Here is a 17,808-nt window from a genome sequence, read left to right as displayed (position 1 = left end):
TTTTTATTTTGTATTACAATAAAAGAAGCTAAAAAATTAAAAATAAGGAATAGTTACTATGATGTTGTCGAATGTAATTTACGAAACAAATAAACATAAGAGTTTGAAAAATATTTTTCTTTTAATACTGGGAACATTTTTATTTTCAATTTATGCAGGGATACTTATACCGGCAAATAACATTGGTGCCGGAGGTGCATTGGGACTTAGCTTAGTTCTGAATAAATTAATAGGAATAAAAATAGGGACGGCACAATTTTTATTTAATTTACCGTTATTTTATATAGGGTATAAATATATTAGTAGAAGATTTATCTTACTCACAGGATTAGTAATTAGCGTTTCATCATTTTTAATAAATAATTTACCTCGTTTTATCACACCGGTTTACTTGGGAGATTCTTTGGTAGCGGCAATATTTAGTGGAATTATCTCAGGGCTTGCAATGTGCTGTTTATTAGTCGGTGGCGCTTCAACCGGAGGGACGGATATAACAGGTAAGTTTTTATCAAGAAAAACAAAAGTCAACTTACCGACAGTCTTTCTAATACAAGATATTACAATTTATTTAATAGTTTGGATTTTCTTTGATATTAAATATGTAATGTATGCTTTGGTGATGAGCTTTGTAAGAAATCAAACGATGAAAGGTGTTCAAAAGTTATTTTCAGCTTATATTCAATGTACAATTATTTGTGATTGTCCGGAGAAAATGGTAGAGATTATTAATTATCAATTACATCGAGGTTCAACAGTTCTTGATGTTGAAGGGGGATATAGTCATATGAAAAAACGTATGATTATAGTCGTTATACAACAAAATGAAATGTATCAATTAAAAAAATTAGTGGCACGAAATTGTCCGAATGCGTTTATTACGGTAACGGCTGTTAATACAATTATGGGGAATTTCAAAGAACATTCGTATAGGTTATAAAAATATAGTTAGTACGAGGAAACTATAATTTGTATCCAATATAAAGTTCTGATTAAGATAATGAAAAATGTATTATAATAAATATAAATATTCTTAATTTAGAAAGAAATACCTAAAATAAAGTACCTCGAAAGTTAGATTAAGAAAAGAATTAACTTTAGGGGTGCTTTATAATAAAAATAGTATCTGAAATAAAATTAAACTTTTACAAAAGAATTAGAGAAAATGATTAATAAACTTTTAAAATATAAATCAGTTTATGGAATTTATTAAAAGTATGTTAATATGTTAAGAGGAATGTAAAAAATGAAGCATAAATTATTAAAAATAAAGAAATTAGCAGTAGTATTTGGAACTTTTGCCCCAATGCACACAGGGCATGTAGATTTTATAACAAAAGCAAAACGGGAAAATGATGGGGTTTTAATTATTGTTTCAGGAACAAATACTGAAGAAGATCGTGGAACACGTGATGGTCTTCATCTTAATCGCCGTTTTCGTTATGTTAGAGAAGTTTTTCATGATGATGAACTTGTAGTAGTAGATAAACTTGATGAAGAAGGTATGTTAGCTTATCCAAACGGGTGGGAGCCTTGGCTTAAAACTCTTCATAAACTTATTAAGGACAATACTGATTATCAATTTGAAGAAATGACATTTTATGTGGGAGAAGAAGATTACCAAAAACCTTTGCTTAGTTATTTTAAAAAGGTATTTGCTAATGAGTATTGTGTTGTTAAGGATCAAATTAATGATTTTGGTAAAATTAGAGAAAAAGAAGTAGCAATTACAATTATTGATCGTACTTTAGTTCCGGTATCCGGAACTGAAATTCGTAAAAATCCCCTAGTTTATTGGCGTTATATTACTATGCCTTTTCGACGTCATTTTACAAAAAAAGTGTTGGTTGTAGGTTCTGCATCAGGCGGTAAAACAACACTTATAAAAGATCTTGGGCGTGTTTTTAATGCTCCAATATCTCTTGAATATGCACGTCATTATCAGGAAGTTTATAATGTTCGTGATGATGAACTGGACACTAATGATTATATTCGTCTTTTTGCTAATCAGAATGAACAGACTTCAAATGTTATTGATAGTGGTAGCCACTCAGGTATTGTATTTGTAGATACTAATGCTACCGTGACTATGGCTTACGTAGATTACTATCTTAAAGGTGTTATCTCGGAAGAAGAATATCAAGCACTTAAATTATCATATAAGGTGGCTATCTCAAAAGAAAAATGGGATCTTATTGTTCTTATTCCACCGAAATCAGCTTATGTTAATGACGGTTTTCGTGATATGACTATGGCAAGCCAAGATATTCGTGACGGTTTCACAAATCATCTTATTGAATTACTTGAGCAGGATGGGTTTAAAGATAAACTTTTAATTCTTGATAGCGATATAGATACTTTCTTTTTAGATAACTACAAAAAAACCGTTAAAGCTATAAAAGATCGTCTTAATATTGAAATTTAAGAGAATATTAAACAGGTGATAAAATATATTAATTTTGATTATAACAATTTTCATTTAGATATATTATGGTAATCGGTAGCCAAAATAATCCTACAATTATTGATAGATACCAATTAAATTTAGCTGTTTTAACATATATAAAAGAAAGAATGAATATGAAAAAAATATTAATAAGGTAACTATTGCACTGTAGATATTTAAAAAACAGGAGTGACTTGATAAAATCGTGATTTCGTTAGAAATCAATTTTGTTAAGTCGCTCCTACATATTTTTATTAAATTTTGAAAAAGTTTTTTAAAGTCTATTTAAATCAACAACCACTAATAGACGAATTCTATTATAATTTTCGGCTTTTAGGTCAATCCTGTTTCTTTTTACTATAAATTTTATATTTTCCAAATTTTTCCAATAGCATTACGAATTTCATAATTATCCATAAAATATTCAATATTACCGTTAAAATTACGTTTGAATTGAAGTACGCTATAATCGGCTGCATCTTCAGAATCGAAATCTTTAGAAGTACCATAGAAGTTAAAATACTTAAAATTTCTTTCGATAGCATATTTAAGCATTTCATACATAATAGCATATGTACCGTTAAATTTAGATAATTCTTTTATCATACCACCGGAAAAGTATATAAAGTCTTGATTTGATTCAATAAAACTTGCACAAGATAGATAAATTATATTTCCGTAAATATTTTTAAGGTCTGTTATTTTTGATATTTTATTATTATTAAAGATAATAGATTCTTCTAACTTCGCTATTTTGTTTAAAGTTTTATCTCTATTTATTTTTTTGCTATTTAACTTTTCTACTAAATTACTTTTATCATTAATAATAGATAAATTCTCTTTCTCTAGGTTAGAAATAAGTAAATCACAATCTAAATAAGAAACCATTAAATGAAGTTTGTCTTTTAAAATTTTTTTTAAAATTTTGAAATAGGTACTATCTCTTACTTCGAAATTTATTCTTTTTTCAGTATTTTTATTTATATTATCAAATATTTTTGAATAATAGTTATCAAAAATATCAATTTCTTTAACAATAATATTTTCTTTAAGAGCTTTGTTAATTGAACGCTTAGCCATTGTAGAGATATTTTTTATAAGGTTATCTGTAGTTAAGTCTGGTTTTAATTCAGTTGAGTAAAGGCAACGAGGTGCTAATGTCGGATTTGTAAATAAATCATCGTTAAGTGCTTTGTAATCAAAAGATGTTAGAATATTATCTGTAGAAACAGCTTCCTCATTATACTCAATAAATTTAACATCGTTATAAATTTTTTCATTTAAAAATGGATTTACTCTAACACATAAAACTCTTAGGTTTTTTGTATAATATTTTTTTAATTGTTCAAAATAAAATTTAACCAATTTTGTATTAGAATAATCCATAATTGGTCCATGTTGCGCTGTAACTTTATAAAAATATTTTTTATATCGAAAATAGATAAATACTCCATAAGCAAGTATCTTATTGTTGTCTTTAACGGCTAATATTTTATAATTTTGTTTTTTGGTTTTTAATACATTAGCAAAGTCAAAGGATTGTGAAAATAAATAACGTTTGTTATTTTCTTGTTGAAAATTTCTTAATTCATCATTACTAATTTCGGTAAATATCATTAGAAAACTCCTTATGTAATTTTTTAACATCTATACGATTATATAATAAATACACCGAAAAAAAAAGAAATAACCATTTAGGAAATGAAGAAGAGGTAAATAAATGATATAATAAAATAAAAAAGGTATGGGGGAATATACTTATGAAAGAATATCAATTAAGAAATAGAAATTATAAAATTAGGTATAATGATTTTCCGGGGGAACAAACACCTATAATATTTATTCATGGTTTGGGTTGTGCCGGATCATTTGATTATGTTGAAATAGCGGCAAATAAAAAATTTTTGGGGCATAGAAAGATTTTAATTGATTTATTGGGAGCCGGATACAGCGATAAACCACTGAACTTTGTGTATAATGTGAAAAATCATGCACAATATTTAAGTGAATTTTTGGAAGATTTGAATTTAGACAAGGTTATACTTTTTGGGCATAGCTTGGGAGGAGCTATTTCAATAGAATTATGTTCCTTGTGCCAAGAAAAAATAGAAAAACTTATTTTAACAGAACCTAATTTAGATCCTGCAAAAAAAGGGCGTAGTAGTTGGGCGGTAGCACAATATACAGAGGAAGATTACCAAAAAAGACTAAAAGGATTGATAGAGTTGTGTGAAAGCGGTAAAAATACAATGTGGGCGGCAACACTTAAAAACTGGCTACCGGAAGCAGCATATCAAATCTCAAAAGATGCAGTTAGTGATAGGGAAGTGTCTTGGCGAAAGATGTTTTATAGCTTTTCAATACCGAAATATTTTATTTTCGGAGAAAAAACTCTGCCGAATGACGATTTAGAGGAGTTGCCAAAGAATGGAATTGTTGTTAAAATAGTTTCTAACGCAGGACACTCTATGGCATGGGATAATCCTAATGGTTTAGTTGAAGTAATTAGCAGTTGCTTGGAGTAAAATTAAATTTGATAAGTATGCTTTATTTTGTTCATGCAATTTGATTTTGTTTAATAAAAATTAAAAACTCAGATTAATTTCTGAGTTTAATTTTTAAGTTATATTTTTTTAATTTTTATACTGCTTACCATTAAGTAAGAACCTAAAAGAGTAAGTATCAGCATTATAATACTAGGTAATCCGAATAATGATATGATAGCCAAAATAGTTCCGCATGTCGTAATAGGGACACCTTGATAAAAACCTTTTTTCATCGTAGTAACGTTGAATCTTGCTAGGCGATAAGCACCACAACATGCAAAAATTCCACAAATAACAGCGACAATAACCATTAAGGAAATAGAAGGTTTATCAATTGTTACAAATTTTTCAAAAACAAGAACTGCTGGGGCAACACCAAAACTCACAACATCGCATAAAGAATCTAATTCTTTTCCAAGATCAGAAAAAACACCTAATTTTCTTGCAACGATACCATCGTATCTATCAGCAAGCATTGCTAAAAAAATAAAGACACTAGACCATATATAATACCCATGAATAGTGGTTAATATAGAAGTAAAACCACAGAATATATTTCCAAGGGTAAGATAATTCGGTATGAAATTTTTATTCATGACTTATCCCTCCAATATTGATACATATAATTATAGTATAAAATGTTGAGAATGTCTAAAAAAATATAAGATTTTTTTCGGTAATTCAAAAATATTTTTTGAAGAATATTGTTTTTTAAAAAATATATTGATATAATTATTATGTGATTAATATTTTCGGGAGGTTGTTATGAAACAAGAAAAAAAGGTAGTTAATAAAAAAAGAATTGCAAAAGAATTATTTTTTATTATGCTCGGATGTGCAGTGTATTCTTTTGCACTTTTACATTTTAATGTACCGAATCATCTTGCAGAAGGCGGCGGAGCCGGAATAGCATTATTTTTATGGTATGCCTTTGGATTTCCGGTATCATATGGGACTTTGCTGATAAATATTCCATTATTAGTATTGGGGTATAAAATGTTGGATAAAAAAACAATGATTTATACGATTTATGGTATTATTATGTTGACACTTTGGATAAATATTTTTGAAAATTATCATGTTGTAATAGATATTGGTGGAGATAGATTGTTAGCTGCTGTTTTTGGTGGAATTATAGCAGGTGTTGGGTTAGGTACTGTTTTTGTTTTTGGTGGTACTACCGGTGGTGTCGATATTATAGCTAAAATTATTCAGTTGCATTTTGGTATTTCTGTGGGCAGAGTTATCCAAATAATAGACGGAGTAATTTTGCTCCTAAACTTTATGGCATTAAAAAGTTATCCTGCAATTTTATATACTTTAATTTATGTTTACATTAGCACTAAGTTAATTGATGTTTTTGTTGAAGGTGGAGTTCCGGGTAAAGGTGTTATGATAATGTCTAAAAAAATAGATGAAATAACAGAAAAAATCAATACAGATATGAAACGTGGGTTAACATTTTTAAAAGGTCAAGGTAGTTACTCACGCCAAGATATGAATATAGGTTATTGTGTTGTTGCAAGAACGGAGATAGGTAGATTAAAGTCATTGGTATATGAAATAGATCCAAACGCATTTTTAACTATTACCGAAGTTCACGATGTAATAGGGGAAGGATTTAGTTTTGATCAACCTAAGAAAATAAAATTTAAGAAGAGTAAGAAATAAAAAACGATTTAAGTGGTTTAAAAGTGATAAAATAGGACGCATTGCATTAATTGTAATATATTTTTTAACCGAGTTTATAAAAAGTTTAACAGATTTACAAGAGTGGGATAGTAAAATTGATTTATAAAATCAAGATTTTTTATTCCACTTTTTTAGGTAGTTTAGCATAAAAATTAAAAAGAAATATACAAGGTTTAGAAAATTTAATATTAATTGAGTAGAAAGGGGTATTGATTTTAATTGAAATTTTATATAAGAGCATTAATAATTGTCTTTTTGACAAGTGTAACTTGTTCATACTTTGGTCAAGTATTATTATTTTTAATAGAGTATGGAAAAAATTATTATCAATATTTAATCTATTTAACTCCGGTTGTATTGATATTTACTAAACATAGTAATAGATATTTTAAAACCGGTGATATAGGAATGAAATATTTAATTACCGGCATACAGACAAATACTAAAAAAATAAGTTGGTATTTTCCGATTTTATTGGTAATAAATACATTTTTTGCACATTTAACAGGGGTAAGTGTAGGAAGAGAAGGTGTTGCGGTTCAGCTTGGCGGAACGATTGGGAAAAATTTTGCAGATGAAAAATTTAGTGCCGATCAATGCAGTTATTTAATTAGATTGGGTATGATTTGTGGGTTTTCTGTGTTATTTCAAACGCCGTTAGCAGCATTATTTTTTATCTTAGAGATAACTAGAAAAAAAATAAAAATCACAAGGGTGTTTTTATGCGAATTAGTATCTTACGTAGTATTTTCCTTTACTGCTACAAAGGTGTCAGATTTATTAGGTTTAGAAAAGTTTTTTGTTTTTGCTGATTTTAGTTTTAAAAATATAACCTTGGAAATGTATTTAAAAATTGTAATGGCAAGTATATGTTTTATTTTAGTTGGAATGTTGTTTGTGATTATTCAGAAATTTCTAAAAAAAATAACAGGGATAAGTAAAATTATTACTTGGATTTTGATAGGGTTATTTATAATTATCAGCTTTATAACTCAATTTAGGTATACGTCATTGGGGACAAATTTAATAAATTTTTCTTTTTTTGATACCGATCAAATAACAAGGTATGATTTTATTTTGAAATTGTTGTTAACAGTAATATGTACAGCTGTTGGTTTTAGCGGTGGAGAGGTAACTCCATTATTTGCGATAGGTGCAAGTTTGGGAGTTGTATTATCCGAAACATTAGGATTACCGATTTATATTTTAGCAGGTATAGGGTACTCATTAGTTTTTTCATCTGCTACAAAATCATTTTTAACACCGATTTTATTAGTATTAGAAGTGTTTGGAATTAAGCTAATGTTTTTAGCATCGTTTCCTGCGTTAATTATTTATTTTATTAACCGAAAATACAGTATTTATGAATAGAGAAAGCGACTTGAAAATCGTGATTTCATTGGAAATAGATTTTATAAGTCGCTCTCTGCACGGCTCATTAGATTTTGAAGAAGCTCCTTAAAGCGAATATCAAAATCAATGAACCGCTATGGTCAACCGCTAATAAGAAAATTCTATTTGAATTTGTAGCTTTTAGATCAACCTTTTATAACCCAAGAATGTTTAAGATTTCTTTTTTGTATTGCAGTTTTTGTTCGTCTTTATCTTTAGTCTTGTCAAGATTAATAGTTAATTCAGAAACTATTTCTCCCGGTTTATTTTTAATGATATATATTCTGTTACTAAGCTCAATAGCCTCATCTATGTCATGGGTGATAAGTAATGTAGTCAAGTTCAAAGTACGACTAATATCTAAAAACCAACTGTGAAGGGATATCTTGGTAATTGCATCCAAAGCACTAAACGGTTCATCCAGTAAAAATAATTTCTGTTTGAACATATAAGTTCTAAGAAGTGCAACACGTTGACGCATACCGCCGCTGAGTTCGCTGGGATATTTGTCTTTATATTCGTAAAGATTAAAGAGTTTTAAATTTTCAATAGCTTCTTTTTCGGCCTCTTTTTTCTTAATTTTCTTTATTAGTAAAGGAAGAATAATATTACCGATAACAGTTTTATGTTCGAGTAATAAATCTTTTTGTAGCATATAACTGACTTTACCTTTAAAGTTAGTGTTATTTTCTATTGCTATTTCCCCTTGACTAAGTTCTATTATGCCGGCGATAAGATTAAACAAAGTTGTTTTACCGATACCGCTTCCCCCAAGGATGGAAACTATCTCTCCACTGTTAACATGGATATTAATATTTTTTAATATATCATTATTTGGATAACTATAAGTTAAGTTTTTTATTGATAATACAGTCATTATTTTACAAAGTCATTGGTAAATCCTGTGTTATCTGCTAGAGGTTTTTCAACGATGTTATTTTTGTTTACCCAACGGTAAAAAGCATTCCAACGTTCAGCATCAAATTCGCCCCATTTATTTTTATCCGTTGCATAACGTTCTGATAAATATTTTTGTGAATTAATTATAAAATCACGTTTTTCTTTTAATTCCGGTGCATTTTTGATTAAAATATCAGCAGCTTCTTCAGGATGTTCCATTGCATAGACATATCCTTTCTTAATTGCTTGAATAACTTTTTTTGCTTCTTCTTTGTTTTCTTTTAAATAATCGTTGTTAGCGATAATTACCGGAGAATAGTAGTCCAGTTCTTTAGCAAAATCTTTTAAGTAGAAGTAGTTAATATCTAGATTCATAGATTCAGCCAGCTTACCATCCCACGCATAATAAATCCATGCAGCATCAAATGCTCCATTTTCCATTGGAGTGACAGAATTAGTGTCTGTATTAGGGGTGAGTTTTATCTTGCTAAAATCTCCACCTTGTTTTTCAACTAATGATTTAATCATGGCAAGCTCCACAGGATCATTCCATGTTCCATATTTTTTACCTACTAAATCTTTAGGTTCTTTAATGTTACTTTTTTTTAATGAAATAACACCGGAAGTATTATGCTCTATTATTGCAGCGACAGCAGTGATCCCTGCTCCTTTAGAAAGTTTATTAGCCATAGTGTCTTGATAATAAATTCCAAATGGCGCTTTATTATTAATAATTAAATCAGAAGTACTGTCTTCCGGTGCCGGTTTAATATCAAAATCAATACCTGCTTCAGCAAAATAACCTTTTTCTTTTGCAACAAAAAGTCCGGTATGATTTGTATTTATCGCCCAATCTAAAACGAAATCCACTTTTTTTAAATCTTTTTTTTGTTCTGTATTTTGTTTATTAGTACCACAAGCTGTAAGTGTTACAGCAAGAACAACAGCAAATAAACTAACTATTATTTTTTTCATAATTGTCTCCTATATATTTCCATTTAATAATTTTCTTTTCACTTAGTTTTACTAATTGAATACTTAGCAAACTAATTATTGATACTAGAATAATAATCGCAAACATAGTATCATATTCAAATAATTTTTTAGCTTTAATCATATAAACACCAAGTCCTTCAAAACCACCAAGCCATTCGGCAACTACTGCAGCGATAAAAGCATATGATACACTTACACGAAGCCCTGCATAAAAATATGAAAGACTATTCGGGATTTTGACATGCCAGAGTATTTGGAGTTTGCCGGCATTCATAAGTTTGAGTAGAGTAATCATGTCTTTATCACAATTTCTAAAACCATCGAGAATACTGACAATAATCGGAAAAGTTGTAGTAAGTATTATTAATACTATTTTAGGTGTGAGGCCGTAGCCTAACCATAAAACAAGTATAGGTGCTATAGCTATAGTTGGGATAGTTTGTGTTAAAACTAAAAGCGGATAAATGGCTTTATTAAAGGCGGGGATGCTATCCATTATTAAAGCTAAGAGCCAAGCTATTACGATTCCTAAAAATAACCCGATAATAGCCTCTATTAAAGTAATTTTACTATGAAAAATTAATGTTTTATAATTTTTTATAAAAGCATGTATTATTTCTGTCGGAGTAGGAATTATATATTTTGGGAGTAGATTCAAATATCCCGCTCCTTGCCAAATAATAAGTAGAAAGATCATAGTAATAGCACTGGTATATTTATTAATTAAATTTACTAATTTTTTCATCAATCGTTAAAATACTCCCGTAATTAATTTTTACATTAGCAAAAATATTATTGCAATTTTCCCCAGCGATAAGTAAACATTCTTTTAAAGTCGCCATTAAGTCATTAAAATCACCTTCGATTACCGTTTCAAACGGCGTAACGACGGCGGTGGAATGTTTTGATAAAATAAAGTTTATAACTTTATCAATAGTTTTTAATCTTCCAATATCATCTTTTTCCAATGGAAGAATTTGTAAAGCGATACTGCAATTTTGCAAAATAAAAAACCTCCTTATAAGTTTAAGGGGTCTAATTATGGTCTTTAAGATTAACTTCCCTACGCTGGCATTATCCAGATCAGGTTCGGTCGAAATTATAAAATTTCCTCTCAGACTGTTTACAGACTCCCGTATAAGTTATTATAACATATCATTAAAGAAAAACAATAAAAATGCTTAAAGTGAAGATTTACAATTTAAAAATGTTGTAAAAATAAGTGAACCATATTATATATATTTACAAATATATCAATTAATAATAAATATTTATAATTGTTAGAGAAAAATTTTAGGATGTGATATAATAAATCCACAGGAAAAAAGAAATGAGGTTAGTAAAATGGATAATATTATTGATGTGAGTATTCCGGTAGCAGAGGTTGTAGATAAACATCCGGAGGTGTTGGATATTTTAGTAGATTTAGGGTTTAAACCGTTAGCCAATCCTATTATGAGAAATACCATAGGTAGAAAAACATCGTTGAAAATGGGTTCTAAGTTGGCAGGGATAGAGTTGGAAAAAATAATTTCTACATTGAAAGCAAATGGATATGAAGTGGTAGGACTGGATTAATGGCTACTAAACGTATAGAGGTTTTAAAATCTATTTTGTTACGTTTGCATAATGGAGAGAGTGCAGAATCTGTTCAAGAAGAATTTGATAAGCATTTTTCAGGAGTATCGGCGATAGAAATTAGCCTTATGGAACATGAACTTATGAATTCTAACTCAGGTGTTACATTTGAAGATGTAATGAAATTATGTAATGTTCATGCCAATCTTTTTAAAGGGGCAATAAAAAATGTAGAAATTGCGGATACAGAACATCCGGGACACCCTGTTCAAATATTTAAACAAGAAAATTTTGCACTTAGAGCTACCATCATGCGTATAAGACGTATTTTGACAAATTATGTAAAAATAACGGATGAAATGACTAAAAAAGAAGTGTTAAAGGGACTTTTTCGTCAATTAAATTTATTAGGTCAGTTTGATATACATTATCGTCGAAAAGAAGAATTGATGTTCCCTATTATGGAACGCTATGGTCATACAGCACCACCTAAAGTTATGTGGGGTGTGGATGATAAAATACGGAAATTATTTAATAATGCCTCAAAAGATGCAGAAAAACTTCCTAATGTTGATATAGAAAAAGTTAAAGCAAGTTTTGAAGTTTTTGTTAAAGAATTTGAAGAAATGATTTTTAAGGAAGAATCCATATTGCTTATGATTCTTATGGAAACATTTAATCAAGATGATTGGTTAAACATAGCTAAAGAGAGTGATGCGTATGGGTATGCAATAATTAAACCGACAGAAAAATGGGTTCCACATAGGGAGTCATTTGGAAAAGAAATAGAAAATTCAAAAGAAACACAAAAAATATCTAATGAAGAAAATAATTTAATACAAAAAATTGTAGACACTCCGGAAGGTGAGATTACCATCACTTTTAAACCTAAAAAAAATGAGAATAAGGTTGTTGACAGAAATAGTGAACAATCTTTTGGTAACGGATATTTGTCAGTAGAACAAGCAAATTTAATACTTAACCACTTACCGATGGAAATTACCTTTGTTAACAAAGATGATATATTTCAATATTATAATGATAATGTGCCAAGTGATGAGATGATATTTAAACGCACTCCAAGTCAAATTGGGCGTAATGTTGAACTTTGTCATCCTCCACAACATTTAGAAAAAGTACGTACAATTTTTAAAAATTTGCGTGATGGAAAAAAAGATAAATATGAAATGTGGTTTAAATCTAAATCACGTGATAAGTTTGTCCATATAACTTATGCAGGAGTATATGATAATAACAATGAATTTCAAGGTGTCCTTGAATATGTTCAGGATATACAACCATATCGTGAAATAACAAGCGATTATTATCGTGATATAGAGTAAGAAAAAAGAATTAGGTGGAGCAACCAGTTTTTTTGGTTGTATAATGATACGAGAATGGAAAAAACTCCATTCCCGTATTATTTATTGTATACAAAAAGACAAATACTCAAATATAATAAAAAGTGTGAAAACAATAAATTACAAAAGGATATTTGACGTAAATAATTTTAACATAAACAAACAAAAAATAATGGTGTTTATATAAAAATTTTTATTTAGATAATTTTTGCGATACACCCGGTTATGTGTAAAAATAAGATATTATTAAATAGGGATATAAGGTAGTAGAAAAAATTAAAAAAACTATTGACAATAAAAAAAAAAAATGTTATTATTTAGTACGTGAGTGTTTTAAACGCTCTGTGTAAAGCCGCTAGGCTAAAAAAAATTGTAATTTTATGAACCACCTGGATATGTGATTCATAATAAAAATAAAATTTTTATGGAAAGGAGGAAACCAAAGAAATGCCAACTATTAATCAATTAGTTCGTAAACCTCGTAAATCAAAAGTATCAAAATCAGATTCACCAGCTCTTAACAAAGGGTATAACTCTCAAAGAAAGAAAGAAACTGATATTTCTTCTCCGCAAAAAAGAGGAGTATGTACTCGTGTTGGGACTATGACACCTAAAAAACCTAACTCAGCTTTACGTAAATATGCGCGTGTTCGTTTATCAAATCAAATCGAAGTAACAGCATATATTCCGGGTATCGGACACAACCTTCAAGAACACAGTGTTGTACTTATTCGTGGAGGGCGTGTAAAAGACTTACCGGGGGTACGTTACCACATTATTCGTGGAGCTTTAGATACTGCAGGAGTTAACGACCGTAAACAAGGACGTTCTCTATACGGTGCTAAAAAACCAAAAGAGAAAAAATAATAATTTGAAAATAATTTGATAAAAGAATTTCGTGAAAGGAGGCAACATTATGCCACGTAAAGGTCCGGTTGCAAAACGTGATGTTTTGCCAGATCCAATTTATAACTCAAAATTAGTTACAAAATTGATAAATAAATTAATGCTAGATGGTAAACGCGGTACAGCTCAAAGAATTCTGTATTCTTCATTTGATATAATCAAAGAAAAATCAGGTCGTGATGCTATGGAAGTGTTTGATGAAGCATTAAACAACATTATGCCTGTACTAGAAGTACGTGCTCGTCGTGTAGGTGGTTCTAACTACCAAGTACCGGTGGAAGTACGTGCTGAAAGAAGAATTACATTGGGATTGCGTTGGTTAGTTAATTACTCTCGTTTAAGAGGAGAAAAAACTATGGAACAACGTCTTGCTAATGAAATCCTAGATGCAGCAAACAATACAGGCTCAGCAGTTAAAAAACGTGAAGATACTCACAAGATGGCTGAAGCTAATAAAGCGTTTGCTCACTATCGTTGGTAATAAATAAGGTGAATATCAAGCTAGGATCTTAGCTTGAGTTTTTCACTATAAAATAGACATTGTCAAAAATATTTAAACATTATATGAAAGGAGAAAATTGACTCATGGCTAGAGCATTTTCTTTAAAAGATACTCGTAATATCGGTATCATGGCTCACATTGACGCAGGTAAAACTACTGCAACAGAGCGTATCTTGTTCTACACTGGGAAAATTCATAAAATAGGTGAAACACATGAAGGTGCTTCACAAATGGACTGGATGGAACAAGAACAAGAACGTGGGATTACAATTACATCTGCTGCAACAACTGCCGAATGGAAAAATCACAGAATCAATATTATTGACACACCAGGACACGTAGACTTTACAGTCGAAGTTGAACGTTCATTACGTGTACTTGACGGTTCTGTTGCTGTTCTTGATGCTCAATCTGGTGTTGAACCACAAACTGAAACTGTTTGGCGTCAAGCGACAACTTATGGGGTTCCTCGTATTGTATTCGTTAATAAAATGGATAAAACAGGGGCTGACTTCCTATATTCAGTAGGAACAATTCATGACAGACTACAAGCAAATGCACATCCGATTCAATTAGCAATCGGTGCAGAAGACCAATTTGAAGGTGTTATTGATCTTGTAGAAATGAAAGCTATCTATAATGAGGGTAGCGTTGGTGAAAATCTTGTTGTTAAAGAAATTCCGGCGGAATATCAAGATCAAGCCGAAGAATATCGTGAAAAATTAATCGAAGCTGTAGCAGAATTTGATGAAGAATTTATGGAAAAATACTTAGGTGGAGAAGAAATTACAGTTGCAGATCTAAAAGCTGTAATTCGTAAAGCTACTTTATCAGTAGAATTCTTCCCGGTTGTGTGCGGTTCGGCGTTCAAATATAAAGGGGTACAACCAATGCTTGATGCAGTAGTAGACTACTTACCATCACCATTAGATGTACCGGCTATTAAAGGGACAGATCCGGATACAGATGAAGAAGTAGAAAGACATTCTTCAGATGAAGAACCGTTTTCAGCATTAGCATTCAAAGTTATGACTGACCCATTTGTAGGGAAACTTACATTCTTCCGTGTGTATTCAGGTGTTTTATCATCTGGTTCATATGTTAAAAACTCAACAAAAGGTAAACGTGAACGTGTAGGACGTATATTACAAATGCACGCTAATACTCGTAACGAAATTTCAGAAGTTTATGCAGGGGATATTGCAGCAGCAGTAGGTCTTAAAGACACTACTACCGGTGATACACTTTGTGATGAGAAAAACGAAGTTATTTTGGAATCAATGGAATTTCCGGAACCGGTTATTCAACTTTCTGTTGAGCCGAAATCTAAAGCTGACCAAGATAAAATGGCTACAGCTTTACAGAAACTTCAAGAAGAAGACCCAACATTCCGTGCAGGTACAGATGAAGAAACCGGACAAGTTATCATTGCCGGTATGGGTGAATTACACTTAGATATTATTGTAGATCGTATGCGTCGTGAATTTAAAGTTGAATGTACAGTAGGGGCGCCTATGGTATCATACCGTGAAACATTCAAACAATCTGCACAAGTACAAGGTAAATTCACTCGTCAATCTGGTGGTCGTGGACAATATGGGGACGTATGGATTGAATTCACTCCAAATGAACCGGGAGCAGGATTTGAATTCGAAAACGCTATTGTCGGTGGGGTAGTTCCTCGTGAATATATTCCGGCGGTAGAAGCGGGGCTTAAAGATTCTATGGCAAACGGTGTATTGGCAGGATACGAATTAATTGATGTTAAAGCTAAATTGTTTGATGGATCATATCATGATGTCGACTCATCTGAAATGGCGTTTAAAGTAGCAGCATCATTAGCACTTAAAGAAGCAGCTAAAAAATGTAATCCTGTTATCTTAGAACCGATTATGAAAGTTGAAGTAGTTATGCCTGAAGAATATCTAGGAGATATTATGGGAGATATTACTTCACGTCGTGGTCGTGTGGAAGGTATGGAAGCTCGTGGTAATGCACAAGTGGTAGCTGCCCAAGTACCGCTATCTGAAATGTTCGGATACGCAACATCTTTACGTTCTTCAACTCAAGGACGTGGTACTTACACAATGACATTTGATCACTATGAAGAAGTACCAAAATCAATTTCAGAAGAAATTATCAAAAAAAATAAAGGGTAGTAAATAGTTACCCTTTATAGTTGCAATTTTTATTGTAACATTATAAAATATAGTTATCATAGAATACTATGTGGCTAATGTATATTAAATTAACTTTAAGGAGAGATTTTATAAAATGGCAAAAGAAAAATTTGACCGTAGTAAAACACATGCTAACATTGGAACAATTGGTCACGTTGACCATGGTAAAACAACTTTAACAGCAGCTATTGCAACTGTTTTGGCTAAAACTTATGGTGGAGAAGCTAAAGACTATGCTTCTATCGATAATGCACCTGAAGAAAGAGAACGTGGTATCACAATTAACACTTCTCATATCGAATATGAAACTCCAACACGTCACTATGCACACGTTGACTGCCCAGGACACGCTGACTATGTTAAAAACATGATCACAGGTGCTGCACAAATGGATGGAGCTATCTTGGTAATCGCTGCTACTGATGGTCCTATGGCTCAAACTCGTGAACACATCTTATTATCACGTAACGTTGGGGTACCTAAAATTGTAGTATTCTTAAACAAATGCGATATGGTAGATGATGAAGAGTTATTAGAACTAGTTGAAATGGAAGTTCGTGAACTATTATCTGAATACGGATATGATGGAGATGATCTACCTGTAATCAAAGGTTCTGCTCTTAAAGCTCTTGAAGGTGATCCTGAAGCAGAAAAAGCTATTATTGAACTTATGGAAGTTGTTGATACATATATCCCAACTCCAGAACGTGATAATGCAAAACCATTTATGATGCCAGTTGAGGACGTATTCTCAATTACAGGACGTGGTACAGTTGCTACAGGACGTGTTGAACGTGGACAAGTTAAAGTTGGTGATGTAGTAGAAATCGTTGGTTTAACTGATGAACCGGCTTCTACAACTGTAACCGGAGTAGAAATGTTCCGTAAATTATTAGATTACGCTGAAGCAGGAGACAATATCGGTGCTTTATTACGTGGTGTTGCTCGTGAAGATATCGAACGTGGACAAGTTTTAGCAGCTCCTAAAACAATTACTCCACATACTCAATTCGTAGCAGACGTGTATGTATTATCTAAAGAAGAAGGTGGTCGTCATACTCCATTCTTCAGTAACTACCGCCCGCAATTCTACTTCCGTACAACTGACGTAACTGGAGTAGTTACATTACCTGAAGGTACAGAAATGGTAATGCCTGGTGATAACGTAGCTATCAATGTTGAACTTATTTCTCCAATCGCTATCGAAGAAGGAACTCGTTTCTCAATTCGTGAAGGTGGACGTACAGTAGGTTCAGGTGTTGTTACTTCAATCATTAAATAATTTAGGATCTACAAAATATAGGACTGATAG

Annotated in this window: 17 protein-coding genes and 1 riboswitch; of the genes, 11 read left to right on the top strand and 6 right to left on the bottom strand. The window is 31.1% G+C overall.

Features of this window, described 5'->3' with window-relative positions:
* Positions 1 to 58: 58 nt before the first annotated feature.
* Both HMPREF1983_RS05600 and HMPREF1983_RS05595 read left to right on the top strand, forming a co-directional pair.
* Entirely contained in the window at positions 59 to 937 is an 879-nt protein-coding gene (locus tag HMPREF1983_RS05600; protein ID WP_021753326.1) for a YitT family protein, read from the top strand.
* A gap of 306 nt (positions 938 to 1,243) precedes the next feature.
* Positions 1,244 to 2,422, top strand: a complete 1,179-nt coding sequence (locus tag HMPREF1983_RS05595) for an AAA family ATPase (RefSeq protein ID WP_021753325.1) — start codon at positions 1,244 to 1,246, stop codon at positions 2,420 to 2,422.
* A 387-nt stretch (positions 2,423 to 2,809) separates the two neighbouring features.
* On the opposite strand, the gene HMPREF1983_RS05590 is transcribed toward HMPREF1983_RS05595, so the two are convergent.
* Positions 2,810 to 4,060 (bottom strand): peptidoglycan bridge formation glycyltransferase FemA/FemB family protein, encoded by a 1,251-nt coding sequence (locus tag HMPREF1983_RS05590; protein ID WP_040461139.1) that lies wholly within the window; start codon positions 4,058 to 4,060, stop codon positions 2,810 to 2,812.
* A 143-nt stretch (positions 4,061 to 4,203) separates the two neighbouring features.
* On the opposite strand from HMPREF1983_RS05590, the gene HMPREF1983_RS05585 reads away from it, so the two are divergent.
* Positions 4,204 to 4,968, top strand: a complete 765-nt coding sequence (locus tag HMPREF1983_RS05585) for an alpha/beta fold hydrolase (RefSeq protein ID WP_021753323.1) — start codon at positions 4,204 to 4,206, stop codon at positions 4,966 to 4,968.
* Between the two features lie 98 nt (positions 4,969 to 5,066).
* On the opposite strand, the gene pssA is transcribed toward HMPREF1983_RS05585, so the two are convergent.
* The gene (pssA, locus tag HMPREF1983_RS05580) at positions 5,067 to 5,585 is read right to left on the bottom strand and encodes a CDP-diacylglycerol--serine O-phosphatidyltransferase (RefSeq protein ID WP_021753322.1); all 519 of its coding nucleotides are present in this window, start codon (positions 5,583 to 5,585) and stop codon (positions 5,067 to 5,069) included.
* 169 nt (positions 5,586 to 5,754) lie between these two features.
* Between pssA and HMPREF1983_RS05575 the strand changes: the two genes are divergently transcribed.
* The gene (locus HMPREF1983_RS05575; protein ID WP_021753321.1) at positions 5,755 to 6,660 is read left to right on the top strand and encodes a YitT family protein; all 906 of its coding nucleotides are present in this window, start codon (positions 5,755 to 5,757) and stop codon (positions 6,658 to 6,660) included.
* A gap of 240 nt (positions 6,661 to 6,900) precedes the next feature.
* Positions 6,901 to 8,052, top strand: coding sequence for a chloride channel protein (locus HMPREF1983_RS05570; RefSeq protein WP_021753319.1), 1,152 nt, complete (start codon positions 6,901 to 6,903; stop codon positions 8,050 to 8,052).
* A gap of 175 nt (positions 8,053 to 8,227) precedes the next feature.
* On the opposite strand, the gene HMPREF1983_RS05565 is transcribed toward HMPREF1983_RS05570, so the two are convergent.
* Genes HMPREF1983_RS05565 through HMPREF1983_RS05550 form a run of 4 tightly spaced genes read right to left on the bottom strand, consistent with a single transcriptional unit; the run spans position 8,228 to position 10,973 of the window.
* A complete protein-coding gene (locus HMPREF1983_RS05565) occupies positions 8,228 to 8,950 on the bottom strand; it encodes an ATP-binding cassette domain-containing protein (protein WP_021753318.1) in 723 nt (240 codons plus the stop codon).
* Positions 8,950 to 9,948 carry an ABC transporter substrate-binding protein gene (locus HMPREF1983_RS05560; protein ID WP_021753317.1) on the bottom strand — a complete coding sequence of 333 codons (999 nt, stop codon included), beginning with the start codon at positions 9,946 to 9,948 and terminating at the stop codon, positions 8,950 to 8,952. Before HMPREF1983_RS05560 ends, HMPREF1983_RS05565 begins: the two co-directional genes overlap by 1 nt.
* The gene (locus HMPREF1983_RS05555) at positions 9,929 to 10,714 is read right to left on the bottom strand and encodes an ABC transporter permease (RefSeq protein ID WP_021753316.1); all 786 of its coding nucleotides are present in this window, start codon (positions 10,712 to 10,714) and stop codon (positions 9,929 to 9,931) included. The genes HMPREF1983_RS05560 and HMPREF1983_RS05555 overlap by 20 nt, the downstream gene beginning before the upstream one ends.
* Positions 10,689 to 10,973 (bottom strand): thiamine-binding protein, encoded by a 285-nt coding sequence (locus tag HMPREF1983_RS05550; RefSeq protein ID WP_021753315.1) that lies wholly within the window; start codon positions 10,971 to 10,973, stop codon positions 10,689 to 10,691. Before HMPREF1983_RS05550 ends, HMPREF1983_RS05555 begins: the two co-directional genes overlap by 26 nt.
* 38 nt (positions 10,974 to 11,011) lie before the next feature.
* A riboswitch (TPP riboswitch) is annotated at positions 11,012 to 11,116 on the bottom strand.
* Positions 11,117 to 11,313: 197 nt separating this feature from the next.
* Here HMPREF1983_RS05550 and HMPREF1983_RS05545 point away from each other — a divergent pair.
* The 6 genes from HMPREF1983_RS05545 to tuf all read left to right on the top strand — a co-directional run bounded on the left by HMPREF1983_RS05545 (position 11,314) and on the right by tuf (position 17,778).
* Positions 11,314 to 11,547 (top strand): DUF1858 domain-containing protein, encoded by a 234-nt coding sequence (locus tag HMPREF1983_RS05545; protein WP_021753314.1) that lies wholly within the window; start codon positions 11,314 to 11,316, stop codon positions 11,545 to 11,547.
* Positions 11,547 to 12,890, top strand: a complete 1,344-nt coding sequence (locus HMPREF1983_RS05540) for a DUF438 domain-containing protein (RefSeq protein ID WP_021753313.1) — start codon at positions 11,547 to 11,549, stop codon at positions 12,888 to 12,890. Before HMPREF1983_RS05545 ends, HMPREF1983_RS05540 begins: the two co-directional genes overlap by 1 nt.
* A gap of 465 nt (positions 12,891 to 13,355) precedes the next feature.
* Positions 13,356 to 13,775 (top strand): 30S ribosomal protein S12, encoded by a 420-nt coding sequence (rpsL, locus tag HMPREF1983_RS05535; protein ID WP_021753312.1) that lies wholly within the window; start codon positions 13,356 to 13,358, stop codon positions 13,773 to 13,775.
* A gap of 49 nt (positions 13,776 to 13,824) precedes the next feature.
* Positions 13,825 to 14,295, top strand: a complete 471-nt coding sequence (rpsG, locus tag HMPREF1983_RS05530; protein ID WP_040461137.1) for a 30S ribosomal protein S7 — start codon at positions 13,825 to 13,827, stop codon at positions 14,293 to 14,295.
* Between the two features lie 104 nt (positions 14,296 to 14,399).
* Positions 14,400 to 16,475, top strand: coding sequence for an elongation factor G (gene fusA / locus HMPREF1983_RS05525; RefSeq protein ID WP_021753310.1), 2,076 nt, complete (start codon positions 14,400 to 14,402; stop codon positions 16,473 to 16,475).
* A 115-nt stretch (positions 16,476 to 16,590) separates the two neighbouring features.
* Complete coding sequence (tuf, locus tag HMPREF1983_RS05520) at positions 16,591 to 17,778, top strand: elongation factor Tu (protein ID WP_021753309.1); 1,188 nt, start codon at positions 16,591 to 16,593, stop codon at positions 17,776 to 17,778.
* Positions 17,779 to 17,808: the final 30 nt, after the last annotated feature.

The organism is Gemella bergeri ATCC 700627 (genome assembly GCF_000469465.1).
GTDB lineage: Bacteria > Bacillota > Bacilli > Staphylococcales > Gemellaceae > Gemella > Gemella bergeri.
This window is presented reverse-complemented; position numbering and strand designations above follow the sequence as displayed.